The organism is Candidatus Polarisedimenticolaceae bacterium (assembly GCA_036275915.1).
In the GTDB taxonomy this organism is placed as follows: Bacteria; Acidobacteriota; Polarisedimenticolia; order Polarisedimenticolales; family DASRJG01; genus DASRJG01.
In genome coordinates, this window is sequence record DASUCV010000004.1 from 43,934 (window position 1) to 62,177 (window position 18,244).

Annotated in this window: 19 protein-coding genes and 1 tRNA gene; 2 read left to right on the forward strand and 18 right to left on the reverse strand. The window is 68.8% G+C overall.

Annotated elements, in window-relative coordinates; genetic code table 11:
* Positions 1-9 precede the first annotated feature (9 nt).
* The 15 genes from VFV19_02355 to VFV19_02425 all read right to left on the reverse strand — a co-directional run bounded on the left by VFV19_02355 (position 10) and on the right by VFV19_02425 (position 14,367).
* Positions 10-648 (reverse strand): hypothetical protein, encoded by a 639-nt coding sequence (locus VFV19_02355; GenBank protein ID HEX4823133.1) that lies wholly within the window; start codon positions 646-648, stop codon positions 10-12.
* Positions 648-1,268, reverse strand: coding sequence for a GspMb/PilO family protein (locus VFV19_02360; protein HEX4823134.1), 621 nt, complete (start codon positions 1,266-1,268; stop codon positions 648-650). Before VFV19_02360 ends, VFV19_02355 begins: the two co-directional genes overlap by 1 nt.
* The gene (locus VFV19_02365; protein HEX4823135.1) at positions 1,265-1,972 is read right to left on the reverse strand and encodes a hypothetical protein; all 708 of its coding nucleotides are present in this window, start codon (positions 1,970-1,972) and stop codon (positions 1,265-1,267) included. The genes VFV19_02360 and VFV19_02365 overlap by 4 nt, the downstream gene beginning before the upstream one ends.
* Complete coding sequence (locus VFV19_02370; GenBank protein HEX4823136.1) at positions 1,969-2,985, reverse strand: hypothetical protein; 1,017 nt, start codon at positions 2,983-2,985, stop codon at positions 1,969-1,971. The genes VFV19_02365 and VFV19_02370 overlap by 4 nt, the downstream gene beginning before the upstream one ends.
* Positions 2,982-4,634, reverse strand: a complete 1,653-nt coding sequence (locus VFV19_02375) for a GspE/PulE family protein (GenBank protein HEX4823137.1) — start codon at positions 4,632-4,634, stop codon at positions 2,982-2,984. The genes VFV19_02370 and VFV19_02375 overlap by 4 nt, the downstream gene beginning before the upstream one ends.
* A 10-nt stretch (positions 4,635-4,644) precedes the next feature.
* The gene (locus VFV19_02380; GenBank protein HEX4823138.1) at positions 4,645-5,862 is read right to left on the reverse strand and encodes a type II secretion system F family protein; all 1,218 of its coding nucleotides are present in this window, start codon (positions 5,860-5,862) and stop codon (positions 4,645-4,647) included.
* A 2-nt stretch (positions 5,863-5,864) separates the two neighbouring features.
* A complete protein-coding gene (locus VFV19_02385; protein HEX4823139.1) occupies positions 5,865-6,566 on the reverse strand; it encodes a secretin N-terminal domain-containing protein in 702 nt (233 codons plus the stop codon).
* Positions 6,563-7,018, reverse strand: a complete 456-nt coding sequence (locus VFV19_02390; GenBank protein ID HEX4823140.1) for a hypothetical protein — start codon at positions 7,016-7,018, stop codon at positions 6,563-6,565. Before VFV19_02390 ends, VFV19_02385 begins: the two co-directional genes overlap by 4 nt.
* Positions 7,015-7,569 carry a sigma-70 family RNA polymerase sigma factor gene (locus VFV19_02395; GenBank protein HEX4823141.1) on the reverse strand — a complete coding sequence of 185 codons (555 nt, stop codon included), beginning with the start codon at positions 7,567-7,569 and terminating at the stop codon, positions 7,015-7,017. The genes VFV19_02390 and VFV19_02395 overlap by 4 nt, the downstream gene beginning before the upstream one ends.
* A gap of 128 nt (positions 7,570-7,697) precedes the next feature.
* The gene (gene lon, locus VFV19_02400) at positions 7,698-10,121 is read right to left on the reverse strand and encodes an endopeptidase La (GenBank protein HEX4823142.1); all 2,424 of its coding nucleotides are present in this window, start codon (positions 10,119-10,121) and stop codon (positions 7,698-7,700) included.
* Positions 10,118-10,558 carry an Hsp20/alpha crystallin family protein gene (locus tag VFV19_02405; protein HEX4823143.1) on the reverse strand — a complete coding sequence of 147 codons (441 nt, stop codon included), beginning with the start codon at positions 10,556-10,558 and terminating at the stop codon, positions 10,118-10,120. The genes lon and VFV19_02405 overlap by 4 nt, the downstream gene beginning before the upstream one ends.
* 7 nt (positions 10,559-10,565) lie before the next feature.
* Positions 10,566-11,024 carry a transcriptional regulator NrdR gene (nrdR, locus tag VFV19_02410; GenBank protein ID HEX4823144.1) on the reverse strand — a complete coding sequence of 153 codons (459 nt, stop codon included), beginning with the start codon at positions 11,022-11,024 and terminating at the stop codon, positions 10,566-10,568.
* Positions 11,021-12,049: a lysylphosphatidylglycerol synthase transmembrane domain-containing protein gene (locus VFV19_02415; protein ID HEX4823145.1), complete on the reverse strand. Its 1,029-nt coding sequence runs from the start codon at positions 12,047-12,049 to the stop codon at positions 11,021-11,023. Before VFV19_02415 ends, nrdR begins: the two co-directional genes overlap by 4 nt.
* Positions 12,050-12,141: 92 nt before the next feature.
* A complete protein-coding gene (locus VFV19_02420; protein ID HEX4823146.1) occupies positions 12,142-13,836 on the reverse strand; it encodes an NFACT RNA binding domain-containing protein in 1,695 nt (564 codons plus the stop codon).
* 15 nt (positions 13,837-13,851) lie between these two features.
* Positions 13,852-14,367, reverse strand: coding sequence for a CarD family transcriptional regulator (locus VFV19_02425; protein ID HEX4823147.1), 516 nt, complete (start codon positions 14,365-14,367; stop codon positions 13,852-13,854).
* A 125-nt stretch (positions 14,368-14,492) separates the two neighbouring features.
* On the opposite strand from VFV19_02425, the gene VFV19_02430 reads away from it, so the two are divergent.
* Both VFV19_02430 and pepF read left to right on the forward strand, forming a co-directional pair.
* Positions 14,493-14,579, forward strand: a tRNA-Leu gene (locus tag VFV19_02430).
* Between the two features lie 23 nt (positions 14,580-14,602).
* Positions 14,603-16,399, forward strand: coding sequence for an oligoendopeptidase F (gene pepF / locus VFV19_02435; GenBank protein HEX4823148.1), 1,797 nt, complete (start codon positions 14,603-14,605; stop codon positions 16,397-16,399).
* Here pepF and VFV19_02440 read toward each other — a convergent pair.
* From VFV19_02440 to VFV19_02450, 3 genes are read right to left on the reverse strand one after another with little or no spacing between them, the layout of a single operon-like run.
* Positions 16,388-16,789, reverse strand: coding sequence for a DUF2752 domain-containing protein (locus tag VFV19_02440; GenBank protein ID HEX4823149.1), 402 nt, complete (start codon positions 16,787-16,789; stop codon positions 16,388-16,390). The two genes, pepF and VFV19_02440, sit on opposite strands and share 12 nt — an antisense overlap.
* A complete protein-coding gene (locus VFV19_02445) occupies positions 16,786-17,493 on the reverse strand; it encodes a YIP1 family protein (GenBank protein ID HEX4823150.1) in 708 nt (235 codons plus the stop codon). The genes VFV19_02440 and VFV19_02445 overlap by 4 nt, the downstream gene beginning before the upstream one ends.
* Positions 17,490-18,227 carry a metallophosphoesterase gene (locus tag VFV19_02450; GenBank protein ID HEX4823151.1) on the reverse strand — a complete coding sequence of 246 codons (738 nt, stop codon included), beginning with the start codon at positions 18,225-18,227 and terminating at the stop codon, positions 17,490-17,492. Before VFV19_02450 ends, VFV19_02445 begins: the two co-directional genes overlap by 4 nt.
* Positions 18,228-18,244 lie beyond the last annotated feature (17 nt).

Sequence of the window (18,244 nt, forward strand, 5' to 3'; positions counted from 1 at the left end):
TGTCCCCCGTTACTTCCCGCGGCTGAGCGGCAGCTCGCGGGTCTGCCCCTTGAACTCCGGGTTGACGAAGCTGATGAGCACCGACTCGTAGCGGATCTCGTCGATCCGGTAGTCCTTGCGGACGACCTCCCCGGCCTTCGCGACGAAGGTCTCGTTGTTGAGGTCGAAAGCGGCGACGCGGTCCTTCGGCGGTCCGACGAAGCCGATGTAGCGGAACGTGACCGGAGGCGGCTGCGGCTTGGGCGGAGGAGGCGGGTGCAGCTTCGCCTCGATTGCGGCCGCGGCCGCTCGTTGCGCCGCTTCTTCCGCGGCTTTCCTCTGGGCTTCGGCCGCCAGGGCCGCTGCCTTCTGCGCCGCGGCGAGCTCCGCCTTCATCCGCCTGACCTCCGCCACCGAGGGCGGGCGGGTCGAGTACTTGAAGAGGTCCCGTCCGTGGGAGTCGTAGTTGGTCTCGGCCTTGTCGAGGAGCTCCATGTGGACGAGGGGCACCTTTCCCATGACGAGCGCGCTCTTGGCCTTCTCGGCCTCTTTCTTGGCGGCGACCGCCGGAGCGTCGCCTGACCCCCACGAATACCACATCCAGATCCCGGCGCCGAGCGCCAGGGCGGCGAGGAGGTTCCTCTCGCGTTTGGAGAGCGCGCGCGCCATCAGCTCTCCTTCGGCGGGGCCACGGGCTTCTTGCCGAGCTGATCGAGCTTCGCGTCGGGCGCGATGAAGTAGGTCGCCAGCGTGATGTTGAGCTCGACCGAGTCGGGCGTCTTCCCCTGCCCGAGCGCGACTTTCTCGATGACGAGGAAGTTGTCGGAGCTTTCCACCGCGTGGATGAACTTGCGCAGGTTCGTGTAGCCGCCCTGGAGCGGCACCTGGATGCCGAACCGCTCCATCGCGCCGTTGTCGCTCGTGGGATTGTCGTACTGGACGCGGTCGGCGGCGATCCCGAACTCCTTGACGAGCTTCGTCACCTCGAGCTGGACCGCGATCATGCGCCGCTGGCGCGTGGAGAGGACGTCCTCGGCGAGGCGCTTCATGTCGTCGCGCGCCTTGTTCAAGGATGCCGCGTACGTCTCGCGCTGCTGGACTTCCTTCTCGCGATCCTTCACCACCTTGCGGTGCGGTCCCGTCTCGTCGGTGAGCTGCCGCCACTCCGCAACCTTCGGCCGCACGAGAACGATCGACACCACGACATTCGCGAGCAGGAGAGCGCCGAGCACGAGCGCGATCTGACCCGACGAGCGGCGGATGTCGAAGCGGGCGCGCGGGGCCGTCATTGCGGCGCCTTCATCGCGTCGGGCGGGGCTTCGCCCCCCTCTTCTTCCGCTTTCTTCGCCGCGTCCAGGACATGGGGCAGCTTCGGATGCTCGCCGCCGAGGCGGCCCTGCGGGTCGTAGAGGAAGGTGAGCTCGAACTTGAGATCGGTCCCGCCGGTCACCGCCTCGGTGCGGAGAGGCTCGACCGCCGAGTAATGGGGGTCCATGATGAGCGCGCGCTCGAACTCGAGGAACGCCTCGAAGCTCTGCGCCTGTCCTTCGACGGAGATCGGGACCGTCCCCTCGAACTTCCCGCGCGCCGCGGGCGAGGCACCTCCCGGGCCGTACAGCGGCCTGACCGCCGTCGCGCGGACCTCGTAGGGGATGACCTTCTCGAACTGATTGAAGAGATCGGTCCACGAGAGGCCGCGCCTCAGGATGATCTCGTTCGCGACGTCGGCCTGAGCCTGGAGGGTCTTGAGGTCGTACGCGTGAGCCGCCTTGATCGCCTCGTCGTCCCGATGGTCGAGCTCGGCCATCTGGCGGGCGACCGAGCCGATGTCGGCCTGGACCTTCTCGATCGCGCTGCGTGTCGCCAGATAGGTGCGCACGTTCCACGCGGTGAACGCGAGGACGAGGGCCAGTCCGAGCGCGTGGCCCGCCCAGAACGGGACGTTGTTCTCGAAGGGCCGGCTGGCGAGGTTGAGGTCGAGCGCGCGCATCACGCGGCCGTCCTTCCCGCGGCCGCCCCGAGTGCGGGCGCCGCGCGGAGGAAATCGTCGGGGCCGAGCCGCGTCGAGGCCGCGAGGAGCCCGGCCGGCTCGACCGCGCGGACGGCGCCGAACCCGATGCGCTGGAGCATCGGCGCGACCTCGTCCAGGCCGGGGTCGAGGGCACGCACGAAGACGGTGCCGATGCCGGCGCCCGACAGCTTCTCCTGGTAGTACGACAAGGACGACGCGAGCTCGCGCGCCATGACGGAGAGCGGCTCCGGCCGCCCCGCCTCGTCGCCCCCCGCGTACGACTTGCAGCGGAAGAAGACGACCTGCCCTTCGCGCACGAGGATGAGCGTGAAGTAGCCGCGCGTGCAATTGAGGAGCGCGGCGTCGCCGCCCGCCGCCGACGCGGCGACGAGATCGCGCCTCAGAAGGTTGAACAGGCTCGGCGTGCAGAGATCGACGAGGCCGGGGCGTCCCCCCGCGGCCTCGCACGCCGCCTCGTACGGCTCGACGACCGATCGCAGCATGACCGCGACGAGGACGCCGACCTCCGGCCCGGGCCCGGGGAGGAGGCTCGCAGTCAGGACGGCGTCCTCGAGGCGGAACGGGACCGAGCGGCGCAGCTTGAACCGCAGGAGCTCCAGGAGCTGCTTCCGGGTGCGCGGCTTCTCGGGGAGCGTGACGATCGAGACCTTCGCCAAGTTGTCGGGGAGGACGAGCGACACGCGCCCGGGCTTCGTCCCCGTCTGGAGGAACAGGTCGCGGAGGCGCTTCGCGAGCTCCGCTCCCGCCCCGCCGCCCGGCTTCAGGATCGAGGCGGCAGCGGCGTCCTCGGGGGCGCTCAAGACGTGGAACGCCTCGATCGCGGGCCGCTCGCGCTTCTGCGGGCGGATGCGGACGAGACGCAGGTCGGCGCGGTCGATCTCGATCGCGACCGGCGGAAAGCTCGGCGGCAGGTGGAGGAGCGCCTCGGGCTCGAGGCGCCGCACGTGCTTGAGGATCGGCTCGAGTGCGTTCATTCGATGAAGGTCACCTTGTTGACTTCGTGGAGCGTGGTCTTGCCGGCGAACACCTTCGCGAGCGCCGCCTCGCGGAGGAAGGTCATCCCCTCTTCCTTGGCGGCGCGCTTGATGTCCGCGGCGGGTTTCTTTTCGAGGATCATCTCGCGGATGCGGTCCGACATGTCGAGCAGCTCGGCGATCGCCGTGCGCCCGGTGTAGCCCGCGCCGTTGCAATCGATGCAGCCCTTCCCCTCGTAGAAGGTGTAGTCGAGGTAACGGGCGGGATCGAGCCCCGACTCGGTGAGCTGCTCGCGCGTGACCTTCGTGGGGCGCCGGCAGCTGCTGCAGATGAGGCGGACGAGGCGCTGCGCGAGGATGCAGTTGAGCGCCGAGACGAAGTTGTACGGCTCGACCCCCATGTTGAGGAACCGGCCCAGGACGTCGATGACGTTGTTCGCGTGGACCGTCGTGAAGACGAGGTGGCCGGTGAGCGCCGACTGGATCGCGATCTGGGCGGTCTCCGCGTCACGGATCTCGCCGACCATGATCTTGTCGGGGTCGTGGCGGAGGATCGAGCGGAGCCCGCGCGCGAAGGTCAGTCCCTTCTTCTCGTTGACGGGGATCTGCGTGATTCCCGGGAGCTGGTACTCGACCGGATCCTCGATCGTGATGATCTTGTCCTCGTCGTTCTTGATCTCGGAGATCGCGGCGTAGAGGGTCGTCGTCTTCCCGGAGCCGGTGGGGCCGGTGACGAGGACCATCCCGTACGGCTCCTTGATGAAGCGGCGCATCCGCACCACCTCACGATCGTCGAAGCCGCAGACGTTGAGCGAGAGCGAGGCGAACTCGCGGTTCGTCGACTCCTTGTCGAGGATACGGATGACGCAGTCCTCGCCGTGGACCGACGGCATGATCGACACGCGGAAGTCGACGGTGCGCCCCTTCATCCGGAGCTTGAACCGGCCGTCCTGCGGCACCCGCTTCTCCGAGATGTCGAGCTCGGACATGACCTTGATGCGCGAGATGATCGTCTGGTGGAACTTCTTGTCGATCGGCTCCATCGCCTGATAGAGGACGCCGTCGATCCGGTACTTGATGACGACCTCCTTGTCGCGTGTCTCGACGTGGATGTCGGAGGCGCGGCGCTGGAGGGCGTTGAACAGGGTCGAATCGACGAGCTTGATGATCGGTGACTGGTCCGAGGTGAGCTTGTCGATCGTGAGCGTTTCTTCGCCGGTCTCGTCGTCCTCCCGGACGACCTGGATCCGGAACTCCTCGGTCGCCTCCTCGAGCACGCGCTGGCTCGACTCCGACTTCTTCAGGATCTCCTGGATGGCCGTCGGCGTCCCGACGGCGACCTCGACCGGGCTCCCGAGGAGGAGCTCGAGCTCGTCGACCATGAGCACGTCGGTCGGATCGGCGACGACGATCTGGAGCCCCGTCGCCGTCCGCTGACGCGGCACGAAGTTGTACCGGAACATGAGATCGACCGGGATGGAGCGGAACAGATCCGGGTCGAACTCGAAGTTCTCGAGGTCGACGTACTCGACGCCGATGCGATCGGCCGCGCGGCGCGCGATCGTCTCTTCGGAGAGGACGGAGCCCTCGGCGTCGGGCTCGAGCCCGGGGGCGAGGTTCCTGTCCTTGACGTCCGGCCGTTCGGTCATCGCCGCGCTCCTAGAACTTCGAGTTACCGACCGCCTGGAAGAGCGGCATGTAGATCGCCAGGATCATCCCGGTCACGATGAGCGCCATGAACACGAGCATGAGCGGCTCGATGAGCGTGACCATCTTCGACAGGCGGTAGTCGATCTCCTCCTCCGAGAACTCGGATGCGTTGTCGAGCATCTCGACGAGCGCGCCCGTCGACTCGCCGACCTTGACCATCTCGATCGCCATGTCGCCGATGTACCCCGTCCGCTCGAGCGACTCCCACAGCGACTGCCCCTCGCGGACGCGGACGGTGGCGTCCATGAGCTCCTTCTCGAGGACGTAGTTGCCGACGGCGCGCGCGGCGAGCTCGAGCGAGGTCACGAGCGGGATGCCCCCCGCGAGGAGCGTCGAGAGGGTCCGCGTGAAGCGGTTCTGGGCGTAATCCTTGATGGCCGGCCCGATGAGCGGGATCTTCATTTTGAGCCGGTCGAAACCGACCCGCCCCGACGGGCTCCGCTTCCATACGGCGAAGGCGACGACCCCGCCGACGATCGCCGCGACGAGGACCTGCCACATCGACCGCAGGAACGTCGCGGCGTCGACCAGGAGCTGCGTCATCCAGGGGAGTGTCGTGCCGAGATCCTTGAAGAGCGAGGCGAACGTCGGGATCACGTAGAAGAGCATGATGACGACGATGATGATCGACGCCGTCACGAGGATCGCCGGGTAGATCATCGCGCCGACGACCTTCTTCTGGATCGTCATGACGTTCCGCGTGTAGGAGATGTAGCGCTTGAGCACGCTCGGCAGCTCGCCCGAGCGCTCGCCCGAGGCGAGCGATGCGGCGTAGAGCTTGGGGAAGAGATCGCCCTGCGCCGCGAACGCCTCCGACAGCGCCTCGCCCGACCGCACGCGCTCGCGGATGTTGACGAGCGCCTTCTTGAAGACCTGGTTCTTGCGGCGGTCGATCAGGATGTCGAGGCTGGCGAGGATCGGAAGGCCGGCCTTGAGCAGCGCCGAGAACTCCTGGTTGAAGAAGAGGAACTCGCGCGACGCGATCCGCGACCGCACCGCCATCGCGTCGGAGAGCGCCGAGGCGAGCGGGTTCGCGCGACGCGACTCCAGGAGAAGCATGTCCTTCTCCTCGAGCTCGCGCCTCAAGGCCGACTCGCTGTCGGCGACCATCGTGCGCTCGACGATCTCCCCGGTCGGGAGCGCCATGCGGCAGACGAACTGCGCCACGGCTACCTCGGCCTCGCGCGGAGCGTGAGGAAGAGGGCCCGCTTGGACTCGGGGTTCTGCGCGGCGCCTAGCATGAGCATGCGGCCGACGGGAAGCACGACGGCCGCGGAGTAGACGTCCTGGACCGTCTCCTTCCCCTCGGGGCTGCGCGTGACCCGCTGGAGCACGAAGTTCGTGAGGCGCACGGTGTCGTCGCGCACCGTCTCGACGTCGTAGGCGACGCGGTACTCGTCGGAGAGCGAGGCCGTGACCCTTCCGCCCTCCGCCGCCGTCACCGCGCGCCCGCCGAGCGGCTCGTACGAGTTCCACTTCGTGAAGTCGCCGAGCGTTTCGGCGATCCCGCGCACGTCCCGCGTCATCGTCTCGGGCGGGACGGAGCGCCCCGCTTCCTGCTCGCGCCGGTCGGTGCCGAGGAAGAGGCTCATGGCGATCTCGACGTCGCGCGGGGCCGTGTCGAAGCTCTTGAGCACCGCGGCGATCCGGTCCAGGACCTCGGCTTGGTCCTGGACGGTGAGGGTCTTGAGGCGCGGCTGGAGCGTCACGGTGCCCTGCGGCGAGAGGAGCGGGCTCACGAGCTCGGCCGCATCGGCGAGCGACTTGAATTTCACCTCGAACGCGCGCGCCGTGACGCCGGAGAAGGCCGGGGACGCGAGGGCGACGGTGAGGGCGACGAGCCCCGCGATGGAGAGCACGGGGCGCTTCATAGATGGAGATCTCCGTTGTAGACCATGACGACCTGCGTCTCGCCGACGCTGAAGTCGACGACGCCGGACACAGCCTGCTGCGGGCTGACGTCGACCGCCGCACGCGGCAGATCGTGCGGGAGGACCGCGATCGCGGAGGCGGGCGCCGGCAGCGGCGAGCGGCCGGCGACGAAGCCGCAGACGAGGGCGAGCGCGAGCATCGCCGCCGCCGCGAAGCGACGGACCGTCTGCGGGCGGGGCACCGCCTGGATCTCCCGCCGGACGCCGGACGCGACGTCGTCGAGGATGCGCGCGGGGACCGGAGTCCGGTCGAGGAGCGCGAAGAGGATCGTGGGATCGTGCGCGAGCGCGGAGGCGCGGCAGCCGGAGCAGACCCGGAGATGATCGACCGCCTCGCGGCGGGCGGCGCCGGTCAGCGCGTCGAAGCCGGCCGGATCGAGGTGCGCGCTCACGGCTTCTTGAACCCCTCGCGGAGCACGCGCCGCGCTTGCAGAAGATGGTTACGGACGGTCGACTCGGTGATCCCCAGGATGCGGGCGATCTCGGCGGTGTCGAGCCCTTCGATCTCCTTGAGGACGAACGTCGCCCGCTGCTTGGGGGCGAGGCGCGCGGCGAGACGCAGGAACGTCCGCTGGAGTTCGCGGACGTCGAAGGCGTCGGCCGGTCCGTGACCCGGATCGACGAGCCGCTCTCCGGCATCGTCGGGAAGGGGCTGGAGGAAACCCTTCGGTCCTCGCTGCCGGATGAAATCGATCGCCAGGTTCACGGTGATGCGGTACAGCCAAGTGTCGAACTTCCGCTGAAGGTCGAACCGCTGCAACACCCTCCAGAGCCGGAGAAAAACGCTTTGGGCCACATCCCGCGCGTCCTCCAGGTCGCCTACGATCTGAAACGCCGTCCGGACGACACGTTCGCGCTTTCGCAGGACGAGATCCTCGAAAGCCCGGTGGTCGCCGCCCGCAGCGGCGCGGATCAGATCGGTCAGGTCCTCGTCGTCCCGCATGCTCAGGTAAACCCCGCCAGGACGTTTCGGACCCGCTTCGTGGTACGGGGGATGGTCCGAAAGCGTCTAGTCGGACTCTTTCCCGGGCAAAGACCCCGGGGGAACGCGGGAGTTTATCAGCCGGCCGGTCAGTGGGCGGGTTGCAGGGGGACCCGCTTGGGCCGCGGCTCGCGGGCGGGCTTGCCGCCGGTCAGCTCGAGCGCCTCCCGGAAGGCGAGCCGGAAGACGTCCCGGACATCCTCGACGAATTCGAGCCTCAGGTCCTTCCGGAGGGCTTTCGGGATCTCTTCGAGGTTTTTGCGGTTCGCCTCGGGGAGCAGGATCGTCCGGATCCCCGACCGGCGGGCCGCGAGGACCTTCTCCTTGATGCCACCGACCGGGAGCACGTTTCCGCGCAGGGTGATCTCCCCCGTCATCGCGAGATCGCGGCGGATCGGACGGTCCATGAAGGCCGAGACCATCGCGGTCGCGATCGTGATGCCGGCGGACGGCCCGTCCTTGGGGATCGCCCCCTCGGGGACGTGGATGTGGATGTCACGGCTCTCGAAGTACTCCGGCTCGAGGCCGAGATCGTGCGCGTGGGAGCGTGCGAACGAGAGCGCCGCCTGAGCGGACTCCTTCATGACGTCGCCGAGCTGGCCGGTGAGGATCAGGCCGCCGCGGCCGCGCATCGTCGTCGCCTCGACGAAGAGGACGTCGCCGCCGGCCTCGGTCCAGGCGAGGCCCGTCGCGACGCCGACCTGGTCCGTGGCCAGCGCATCCTCGCGCGTGGCGGGCGCCGGCCCCAGGAACGATTCGAGGCTCGAGGCGATGACGCGGACCTTTCCCTTGCGGCCCTCGGCGACCTGGCGCGCGACCTTACGGCACACCGCGGCGACGTGCCGCTCGAGATTCCTGAGGCCCGCCTCGCGCGTGTACCCGGAGATGAGCGCCTTGAGCGCGTTGTCCGAGAACTCGATCCGGCTCGTCTTGAGGCCGTTCTCCTCGACCTGCTTCGGCACGATGTGCCGCTCCGCGATGACGAGCTTCTCTTCCTCGGTGTAGCCCGAGAGGCGAATGACCTCCATCCGGTCGCGGAACGCGGGGTGGATCGGGTCCAGCAGGTTCGCGTTCGCGATGAACATGACGTCGGAGAGATCCCACGGCACGCCGAGGTAGTGATCGCGGAACGTCCCGTTCTGCTCCGGGTCGAGCACCTCGAGGAGCGCCGCCGAGGGATCGCCGCGGAAGTCCTGCCCGATCTTGTCGACCTCGTCGAGCATGAAGACCGGATTGGCGGAGCCCGCCTGGTGAATTCCCTGGACGATGCGGCCCGGCATCGCACCGACGTAGGTCCGGCGGTGGCCGCGGACCTCGGCCTCGTCCTTGACCCCGCCGAGCGAGAGACGCACGAACTGCCGACCCAGCGCGCGGGCGATCGAGCGGCCGAGCGAGGTCTTGCCGACGCCGGGCGGTCCGACGAAGCAGAGGATCGGCCCCTTGCTCTTCTTCTTGAGCTTCCGGACCGCCAGGTACTCGAGGATGCGGTCCTTGACCGGCTCGAGACCGTAGTGGTCTTCGTCCAGGATCGCGCGCGCCTTCTCGAGGTCGAGGTTGTCCTTCGTCGTCTTGCCCCACGGCATCCCGAGGACCCAGTCGAGGTAGTTCCGGACGGTCGAGGCCTCCGCGGCGTCGGGGTGCATGCGCTCGAGCTTCTTGAGCTGGCGCTCGACCTCTTCTTGCGCCTGCGCGGAGAGCGTCAGCGTGCGGGCGCGCTCGCGGTACCGCTCGATCTCCTCGCCGAGGTCGTTGCCCTCGCCGAGCTCCGACATGATCGCCTTCATCTGGTGCCGGAGGTAGGCCTCGCGCTGGCTCCGGTCCATCTCGTCCTTCGCCATCGAGTCGATCTCGCGCTGCATCGAGAGGAGCGACATCTCACGCTGGACGAGATCGTTGACGCGCTTCAAGCGCTCGATCGGGTCGGCGAGCTCCAGGACTTCCTGAGCCTCGTGGACCTTGAGATCGAGATTCGAGGCGACGAGGTCCGCGAGGCGTCCGGGGTCCTCGAGATTCCCCGCGATGACCATGACCTCGGACGGGATGTTCTTGCCGAGGCCGCTCGCGCGCTCCAGCGCGCGCTTGACCGAGCGGACGAGCGCCTCCTTCTCGATCGACGTGCCGTCGTACGGCGGATCGACGAGGCGCTCGATCTTGGCGGTGAGGTGCGGCCGCGTGCCTGTGAACTCGGCGACGCGCGCGCGGCAGACCCCCTGGACGAGGACGCGGATCCGCTCGTCGGGCAGCTTGAGCATCCGCATGATGACGGCGACCGTCCCCACGTCGTGAAGGTCCTCGCGCTCCGGCTCTTCCTCGTCCTTGTCGCGCTGCGCGACGAGAAGGATCATCCGGTTCTCGGAAAGCGCGTGATCGACCGCTTGGATCGAGAGGTCCCGCGCGACCGAGAGCGGCGCGATGATGAACGGGAAGACGACCATGTCCCGGAGCGGGAGCACCGGGAGCTCGGACGGGATCCTGGGCTCGCCCTCGTGTCCGGGAGCGCTCGGCTTCGTCATGACGTCCTCACGTCGATCGCGACCTCTTCGCCGCGGCGATTGGCGACCTTGGGGAAGCGGATCCGGAGCGTGCCGTCGGCGAGCGACGCCTCCGCCTTGTGCGTGTTGACGGGAACGCCGAGATGGATCACGCGCCGGAACCTCCCGTAGGCACGCTCCGCGACGAGGAAGCGCGCGGGACCGCTCGGCCCCGGCTTGCCCTTCTCGCCTTTCAGGATCAGGTCGCCGCCGTTCGTCGAGACGCTCAGGTCATCCTTGGCGACACCCGGGAGCTCGACGGTGAGGACGAGCGCGTCCTCGGTCTCGACGATGTCCGCCATCGGCATCCAGCTCCCGCTCTCGCGTCCGTCGTCGAGCGTGAGCAAGTTGTCGAATAGGCGGTTGATCTCGCTCTGGATCCGCGCCGCCTCGAGCATCGATCCCAATCCCTTCGTCATCGGCCCCTCACTTCCGCGTGTCGACGAGATTCCTGAGCTCGGACATGAACTCCTCGACGTCCTCGAACTGCCGGTAGACGGACGCGAACCTGACGTAGGCGACCTTGTCGAGGTCCTTGAGCCTGTCCATGACGCGCTCGCCGATCGTCCGCGCCGGGATCTCCCTCTCGGGGTTGTCCTGGACCATCTGCTCGACCTCGTCGACGATCGCGGTGAGCGCGCGCGCGGGGACCGGACGCTTCTCGCACGCGCGGTGCAGGCCGACGATCAGCTTCTGGCGATCGAACGGCTCGCGGCGGCCGTCCTTCTTGACGACGAAGTACGGAATCTCCTCGACGCGCTCGTACGACGTGAAGCGCCGCCCGCAGGACAGGCACTCGCGGCGGCGCCGGATCGCATCGCCGGACCCGGTCTCGCGTGAATCGACGACCTTGTCCTTGAGGTGGCTGCAGAACGGGCACTTCACGGGGCCGCCTCGGCCGTTTCCAGGTGCCCGAGCGTACGTACCTGCTTCGCCGCCGCGACCATGTCCGACCACGAGATCTTCTCGGTCTTGAGGAGGATCATGCCCGCCACGAAGATCGGAATCGCGATCGCGAGGTGCATGAGCACCCCCGCGCCGGCCGCCAAGGTCGGATCGACGCCGAAGAGCGTCGTCAGCCCGAACTTCATCGTGGCGTGATAGCCGCCGGCCGCGCCCGGCGTCGGGATCGCGATCCCCGCGGCGAGGAGCGGCATGAGGACGAAGACGTCCGACAAGCTCACCGCCGCCCCGACCGACCGGATCCCGAGCCAGGTTCCGACGGCGATCGTGAACCACGCGGCGACGCTCGCGAACACGATGGGAACGAGCCGGCGCAACGAACGGAGCGCGGCAGCCCCTTCGGCGAAGCCGAGGATCGCGCCACCGATCCATCGGACCAGCGCAGACCGGCCCGCGAGCCACCGCCGCCCGCGCGCGACCGCGGTCGAGAGGAGCGCTAGCGCGACGAGGCCGACGACGACGCACGCGAACGCGATCCAAGCGCCGGCCCGGATCTTCGCCGCCATCGGCAACGCCGAAGGCGCGAACGAGGCCAGCGCACTGCCGATCGCGAAGAGGGCGACGATGCTGAAGCCATCCAGGAGCCGATCGGTGACGATCGTCCCCATCGTCGGGCCGAGCGGCAGCTTCTCGCGCGCCGAGAGGAGGGCGGGTCGTACGAGCTCTCCGATGCGGCCGCCGGCGAGGGTCGTCATGTAGCCGAGGATCACCGCAGCGAACATCGGACGGAACGGGACCGCATGGCGCGTCGGCTCCAGGAGCCAGCGCCAACGAAGGACCCGGAACGCGTTATGCGAGAAGTTGACGATCGCGGCGAGGGCAAGGAGCCACCACGACGCGGCCGCGAGGCTGCTCCGCAAGTCCTTGGGGTCGATCCCGCGAAGAACCCAATATATGAGCGCCGCCGCGAGGAGCGTGCCGAGAACACCGCGGATCACCGACGTCATGGCGGCGCCAATCTAGGGCACCGGAATCGCGGAATCAACCGCGGACGGTGCCATGTTTGGGTGGAAATGCGCCATCCTCGATGCCGATCGCCTCATTTCCTCTCGCTCGGGGGGACGGCACGAACGCGGAGGGTCTCGAATCGCTTGAGAACGACACGGCCCGCCGCGCCGCCGGCGCGCCGGACGTGCTTCCGGCGGGCCCAGTGGACTTCGACCGCCCCCTGACTGCGCGCATCGCTGAACCAGGCCGCGGCCTGCGCCGCCTCGCGCAGCGTCGCGTCCGGAACGTCGCCGCGACCGGCCGCCTTCACGACGACGTGCGCGCCGGTCGTCCCGGCGGCGTGGAGCCAGAGATCGTCGGGCGACGCGAGCTTGAAGGTGAGACGGTCGTTGTCTCGTGCCGTTTTCCCGACGAGGATGCTCCAACCGTCGCTGCTCGTGATCACACGGACCCCCGCGATGCGAGGCGCTTCCAGCCGGTCCGCGGCGCGCCCCGCGCGGGTCGCCCGCGCGATTCCGACGGCGATCCCTTCCCCGCGCATCGCCTCCTCGAGCGCCGCGGCGTCGTCCGCGGTGCGCGCGGTCTGCGCGCGTCCGGCAATCGCCTCGAGCCGCAAGGCCCGCCTCGAGAGCGCCGCGGACCGCTCGGCGACCGCCTCGAGCCCGCGTCGCGCGCGCCTGCTCTTGCGGAAGAGGTCGTTCGCCGCCGCCGGAAGCGGAACTCCGGGAGGAACGGCGACGACGATGGGCGCGCCGGCAGGGTCGTAGGGGTCCGGAACCGCCACGCCGTCCTTCACCCGTTCGGCGACGGTCAGCCCGGCCAGGATCGCTTCGGCTCGGCGGGCTAGCTCGTCCGGCGCTTCGAAGCGCGCCCGCTCGGAGTCGACGCGGGCGCCGGTCTCGACCGCTTTCCGAATCTCGCCACGGACGATGCGCTGGAGCGCCGCAACGCGGCGGCAGAGGCGTCCGACCGCCTCGACGCCGTCGTGGAAAAGCCCTGCCGTCAGGAGCGGCGTGCGTTCCTCGAAGACGTGACCCTCATCCTCGTTTGCCGGCCGCCAGGGGAGAAGCCGGAAGGCGGGGACGACCAACGTCGCGGACTCGATCGCCTGCCGGAGCGGCTCGGGACCGACCGCGACGACGTCGCTCCTCCCCTCCCTGACCTCGGCGAGCCGTCCCGCGAGCACCTCGCCGAACGGCCGCCCGGAGCGCGAGGCTTCCGCACGGGCGAGCGCCGGTGCGGTGGGACCGAGACCGAGGAAGCGCTCGAGCCCACTGTCGAGATCGGCCGCAGTGGCCTCGAGCGGATCGGATCGACCGGGCGGGCACGACGGGGGTGCCCAGGGGATCCCGGCGCTCAGCCGCTCCGCCGACCTTTGACGCGACCGGACGACGATCTCGATGACGCCACCGGGACCGAGTAGGACCAGGTTCGAGGCGTGGGGTTGCAGCTCGATGACCAGGCCGCTGCCGTCGTCCGCCTCGAGCCGGACGCTACGGTCGAGCCGCGGCTTGTGAACGTGCGCGATGCGCAGCCCGGCGATCCGCTTGGCCAGGGTGGCCACCGGTGCGTCCGGTGTCCATCTCGGCCCCTCCCAGGGCAGAGCCGGTGTGCCGATCCACGGAGTCTCCGGATCCAGTGAGATAAGGAGGGAGAACGATGCATCGTCGCGGGCGAAAACCAGCCGGAAACGATCGGCAGCTTCTTGGCGGGCCTGGGAGAGAACAGCTCCAGCCACCTCCGCCGACAGGTCGAGAGCGAGGCGATGGAGGACGAGATTGTCCACGGTCGTGGAGCCGGATCAGTGAGCGGTCTTGACCTTCGCGCCGCGCACGGAATCGTTCAGGGCGCTGTCGATCTCGGTCTCGACGCGATCGGGCGCTTTGTTCCCGGCCTCGGCGAGTTCCGAGACGAGAAGAAACCGCGCGCGATCGAGCATCTTCCGCTCGCGGTAAGACAGCGGCTTGATCTCGGCGAGTACTGTCAGGCTCTTCAAGACCTCGGCGACGGCGTGAATATCGCCGGTCCGCATCTTTTCGGAGTTGGCCTGGAAGCGCCCCTTCCAGTCGTCGTACGTCGCGACGTCCCCCGTCCGGAGGACATCCATGACTCGATTCACCTCGCGCTTCGTCAGCACCTTGCGGAGCCCGACGGCGATCGTGTTGCCGACGGGAACCATGACCGTGCTGTCGGTGGAGATGATGCGGAGGCAATAGAACGACGAAACGATGTCACCGACCGATTTCTTCGTGACTTGTTCGATGACGCCCACGCCGTGGTTCGGATAGACGACCTTGTCACCTACCTTGAAGTCCAAACGCGGCCTCCTCCGATGCGGGGACAGGATAGCGGAAACGAGTTGAATCCGCAAGACTTGTGCACGCACGGCCCGGCGCGCTTGACACCGGCCGAATCTCGACGCTAGTCTGCGAAGCCGCCTTGGCCGGAGTGGCGGAATGGCAGACGCAGGGGACTCAAAATCCCCCGATCCTTGCGGTCGTGTGGGTTCGACTCCCACCTCCGGCACCATCGAGGGCTTTGGTGAATACCGCATGACGGTCTCCCCCGCGATCGAGGAAACCTGGCGGCTCACCGACCTCTACCCCTCGGACGACGCGTTCTGGGACGAGAAGGCGCGGGTCGACCGGGCGCTCCCCGGGCTCGGCCGGTTCCGGGACGGCCTGACGGCGTCGGCGGCGGGTCTCGCGGAGGCCCTCGAGACGATCTGGGGCGACGCCAAGACGCTGGCCCGCCTCCACGCCTACGCGTCGATGAAATCGGACGGCGATCTCCGGGTCGCCGCCCACCAGCGCATGCGCCAAGAGATCGAGATCTCGCTCACCGAGCTTTCCCGGCAGACCTCCTACATCCGGCCCGAGATCCTGGCGGCTCCTGACGGGCTCGTGGAGCGGCTTCTCTCGGAGGAGACGCGCCTCCAGCCGTTCGCTCCGTTCCTCCGGAATCTGATCCGCCAGAAGCGGCACGTTCTCTCGCCGCCCGAGGAGCGCCTCCTCGCGGAGGCCGGCCTCGTCCTCGGCGGCCCGAGCCAGATCTTCGGCGTCCTCAACAACGCGGAGATGCCCCGCGCGACGATCGAGCTCGCCGGCGGCGAATCGGTCACCCTGACCCCGGCGGTTCTCTCGGTCGTGCGGACGTCCTCGCTCCGTGACGACCGCACCGCGGCGTCGCGCGCGTACTTCGCCGGGTACGTCGACTTCCAGGGAACCTTCGGCTCGAACCTCTTCGAGGCGGTCAAAGCGCACGTCTTCCGCGCGCGGGCGCGGCACTACGAGTCGTGCGTGGCCGCGACGCTCGACGGCGACCACATCCCCGTCGCCGTGTACACGAACCTCATCGAGCAGGTGCGGCGCCACCTGCCGACGCTCCACCGTTACTTCCATCTTCGGGCGCGGGCGCTCGGGCTCGACCGGCTCACCTACTTCGACCTGCACTGCCCACTCATCGCCGGGCCGAAGCGCGAGTACGGCGTCGACGCGGCGAAGAGCCTCGTCGGCGAGGCGCTCGAGCCCCTTGGAGCCGAGTACGGCCGCGCGCTCCGCCGCGGGTTCGACGATCGCTGGACCGACTGGCGACCGGCTCCCGGAAAACGGTCCGGCGCGTACGCGACCGGCGCCGCCTACGACGTCCACCCGTACATGCTCCTCAACTTCAACGGCGACTTCGAGAGCGTGAGCACCCTCGCCCACGAGGCCGGCCATGCGATGCACTCTCACTTCAGCAACCGCGCGCAGCACTACGCCTGCGCCGACTACAGCATCTTCGTCGCCGAGGTCGCATCGACCTTCAACGAGGCGCTGCTCATCGAGAAGCTGATCGCCGAGGCCGCCGGTCGCGAGGAGCGCGTCTTCCTCCTCGGCCACTCGCTCGACGGCATCCGCGCCACGCTCTTCCGGCAGACGTTTTTCGCCGAGTTCGAGCTCGAGATCCATCGCGCGGTCGAGCGCGGCGAGGCGCTCACCGGCGAGGCCCTGTCGGCCCGATTCCTCGACCTTGTACGGGTCTACCAGGGGCACGACGAGGGCGCCTGCGAGGTCGATCCCCTCTTCGCGATCGAGTGGGCGTGCATCCCCCACTTCTATTACGACTTCTACGTCTATCAGTACGCGACCGGGATCGTCGCCGCGACGAGCCTCGCGCACGACGTCCTCCACGAGCGGGACGGTGCGCGCGACCGCTACCTCGCCTTCCTCGCGAGCGGTGCTTCGGACTACCCGCTCGAGCTCTTGCGCCGCGCCGGGGTCGATCTCGAGTCCCCCACTCCTTACGAGGCGACGTTCCGCGCGATGGACGCGAAGCTCGACGCGCTCGAGGCCGCCCTAGACGCCTGAGGCCACGAGCCAGGCCCAGTTCAGAGCGACCGCCGCGGCGGCGCCCGCGAGGAACGCCGGATGCGGGCGATGCGGGACGACCGGAATCCCGCCGCCGAGCACGAGCCACAGAGGGGCCAACAAGCCTCCGGCCACGAAGCCCGCCGCGCCGAGCGCGGCCAGCGGGTTCATCGCGAATCCCGCGGCCACCTCGCCGTTGAGGAGATGGACCAAGGCCCGGGTAGTGCCGCAGCCCGGACATGGAAGTCCGGTCCACGCGTGCCACAGACATGCGGGCGCGAGCCGTGCCGCGGCGAGCCAGACCGGGCGGAGCGCTATGGCGCCGGCCGCCGCGAACGCCCACAGCCACACGGTCTGGCGGTCGAGCCGGCTCGCGGCGCGCCAGTTCATTTCATCTGTTGAAGGGCCTGCCCGATCGCCGCGCCGAAGGCGAACACGCCGGCGACCATGCACAGGCAGCAGAAGACCATCGGGAAGATCACGGCCAGGAGCGCCTTCCAAGCGTCGGTTCGGTGCGCCTGAGCGAGACCGACGACCTCGAGGACACGGCGCCAAACGAAGGTGACGAGCCCTCCCAGGAGCGGGATCGCGAGCCCGACGTCCGCCGTGCGGGCGTAGCAGATCACGCGGAGCGTGGTCGCGAACCCTTCCGGAGCTCCGCCCAACGCCGCCAGGCCGACATGGATGGCGGCGCTCCAGATGAAGAGGACGACGAGATAGATCAGCGGCGCGACGACGAGACCGACCGCGATCTGGATCGCGCCGGGACGGTGGATCAGCGATTGGAACTGCTCCGGGATGAAATTGAAGCGATGGATCAGCTCCATCACTTGGTTCCAAAGCAGGAGCTGCCAGATCTGCCCGAGAATCGTTCCCAGCAGCACGAACGCAACGAAAAAGGCGATCGGACGGACCAGATCCGCCGTCTTGCTCATCTTGCGGTACGCGAGTACCGGGTGCGCGAGGAACTCGCCGGCGGTCGGGAAGATCGAGCCGAGGCCGGCGTTGGGGGCCTCCCACGGCAAGGCCTCGGGCGGCGCGGGCGGCGCGGGAGGAGGCGGTGGCGGCGGCTCGTACGGGGGGAAGTCGGTCACGGGGGACCTCCTGGGCGGTTTCGGCCGCGCAGTGTAACCGCGACCGGCACCGGCGTGAAGCCGACCGCATCCGAGGCGACGAGCTGGTAGACGATTCCATCCCGCTCGCCGGTCGTCGCGCGGGCATGGTCGGCGCCGTGAAGGTGGCCGTAGACGCAGACCTCGATCCCTCCCTTTTGCATCGTCGCGACGAGATCGGTCGGGGGCCGGCCCGCGAGCCACGGCGGAAAGTGCAGCATGGCGATCCGCGGCAGCGCACGGTCGAGTCGGCGGTCCGCGTCGGCGATCGACAGCCTGAGCCGCTCGAGCTCGCGAAGGAAAACCGGACCGTCCTCGGGGGTGGCGATGGGATCGTCCGGCGCCGTCCATCCCCGGGCGCCGACGAGGACCGCGTCGCCGAGATCGTACGCGTCGTTCTGGAGGGCGAAGCATCGCGGTGGAAGCGCGTTCCGGACCTGCGCGGCGCTCTTCCACCAGGAATCGTGATTTCCGCGCAGGAGGTACTTGCTCCCCGGCCTCCGGCCGATCCAGGCGAGGTCGCCCTGCGCTTCGGCGAGATCGCGCGCCCACGAGAGGTCGCCCGGGAGCAGGACGCGGTCCTCGTCGCGAACGGTCTCGTCCCACGCGCGCGCCATCCGCTCGGCGTGATCGGTCCACTCGGGGCCGAAAATGTCCATCGGCTTGGCCCCCGACGTGGAGAGATGAAGATCGGCGATCGCGAAGATCCGCGACATGGCGTCCCGAATGCTAG

Excerpts from the sequence above, each read along its gene's own strand:
- lon (HEX4823142.1), bottom strand. The coding sequence starts at position 10,121 with ATGACGAAGCCGAGCGCTCCCGGACACGAGGGCGAGCCCAGGATCCCG.
- VFV19_02440 (HEX4823149.1), bottom strand. The coding sequence starts at position 16,789 with ATGAACTGGCGCGCCGCGAGCCGGCTCGACCGCCAGACCGTGTGGCTG.
- VFV19_02375 (HEX4823137.1), bottom strand. The coding sequence starts at position 4,634 with ATGACCGAACGGCCGGACGTCAAGGACAGGAACCTCGCCCCCGGGCTC.
- VFV19_02395 (HEX4823141.1), bottom strand. The coding sequence starts at position 7,569 with ATGCGGGACGACGAGGACCTGACCGATCTGATCCGCGCCGCTGCGGGC.
- VFV19_02405 (HEX4823143.1), bottom strand. The coding sequence starts at position 10,558 with ATGACGAAGGGATTGGGATCGATGCTCGAGGCGGCGCGGATCCAGAGC.
- VFV19_02355 (HEX4823133.1), bottom strand. The coding sequence starts at position 648 with ATGGCGCGCGCGCTCTCCAAACGCGAGAGGAACCTCCTCGCCGCCCTG.
- VFV19_02385 (HEX4823139.1), bottom strand. The coding sequence starts at position 6,566 with ATGAAGCGCCCCGTGCTCTCCATCGCGGGGCTCGTCGCCCTCACCGTC.
- pepF (HEX4823148.1), top strand. The coding sequence starts at position 14,603 with ATGACGGTCTCCCCCGCGATCGAGGAAACCTGGCGGCTCACCGACCTC.
- VFV19_02360 (HEX4823134.1), bottom strand. The coding sequence starts at position 1,268 with ATGACGGCCCCGCGCGCCCGCTTCGACATCCGCCGCTCGTCGGGTCAG.
- VFV19_02415 (HEX4823145.1), bottom strand. The coding sequence starts at position 12,049 with ATGACGTCGGTGATCCGCGGTGTTCTCGGCACGCTCCTCGCGGCGGCG.
- VFV19_02450 (HEX4823151.1), bottom strand. The coding sequence starts at position 18,227 with ATGTCGCGGATCTTCGCGATCGCCGATCTTCATCTCTCCACGTCGGGG.
- VFV19_02370 (HEX4823136.1), bottom strand. The coding sequence starts at position 2,985 with ATGAACGCACTCGAGCCGATCCTCAAGCACGTGCGGCGCCTCGAGCCC.